This window comes from Paenibacillus tyrphae (assembly GCF_027925525.1).
GTDB classification, from domain to species: domain Bacteria; phylum Bacillota; class Bacilli; order Paenibacillales; family NBRC-103111; genus Paenibacillus_G; species Paenibacillus_G tyrfis_B.
Genome location: NZ_BSDJ01000087.1, coordinates 1 through 708, shown reverse-complemented (window position 1 = coordinate 708; position 708 = coordinate 1). Strand labels below are relative to the sequence as shown.

The window sequence follows — 708 nt, the reverse complement described above, 5'->3', positions numbered from 1 at the left end:
TACTGATTCTTGCCTCTGCCCAGAAAATGAAGGTGCCTGAGATCAGCAGTCTGTATCATATTTCTGGTGAACATATCCGTAAAACAATACATCGTTTTAACACAGAAGGCATGGATTCCCTAAAACCTAACTATGGCGGGGGCCGTCCCCCGACTTTTACAGCAGAACAACGAGAAGCGATTATCGATTTGGCGCAGATCCCACCGCATACCATTGGGTATCCGTTCACCAATTGGTCGCTTTCGAAATTGAAAGAAGCTGCTGAAGAACGAGGCATTGTTCCGTCGATTTCCATTGAAACGGTACGGGTCATTCTTGACGAAGCCCAAATTACGTACCAGCATACAAAGACCTGGAAGGAATCCACGGACCCTGAATTTGAAGTTAAAAAAAACGAATCGAATCGCTTTACGAAGCGCCTCCAACCGACGGGCGCGTGATTTGTGTGGACGAATTCGGACCCCTTTCACTGCAACCATACCGTGGAAAAGGCTGGTTTCAACAACGCCGTCCCAACCGTTTACGTGCCACATATACCCGACCTCATGGCGTTCGCCATTTGCTTGCTGCGCTCGATTTAAAAACGAACAAATTATATGGCCATGCATCGAAAACGAAGAAACACGCGGATATTCTGCGTTTTTTCAACGTGCTTCGCCGTCGTTTCCATCGTTCTGAAAAGCTCTACATCATCCTCGATAATTTCTC

General features: G+C 46.9%; 2 protein-coding genes. Both read left to right on the top strand.

From position 1 onward, the window contains the following. Positions 1-440 (top strand): helix-turn-helix domain-containing protein (locus QMG93_RS34960; protein WP_281944511.1); only part of this gene is annotated, 440 nt, incomplete at its 5' end. Positions 441-445: 5 nt separating this feature from the next. Further along, positions 446-708: hypothetical protein (locus QMG93_RS34955; protein WP_281944510.1), on the top strand; the 263-nt coding region annotated here is incomplete at its 3' end.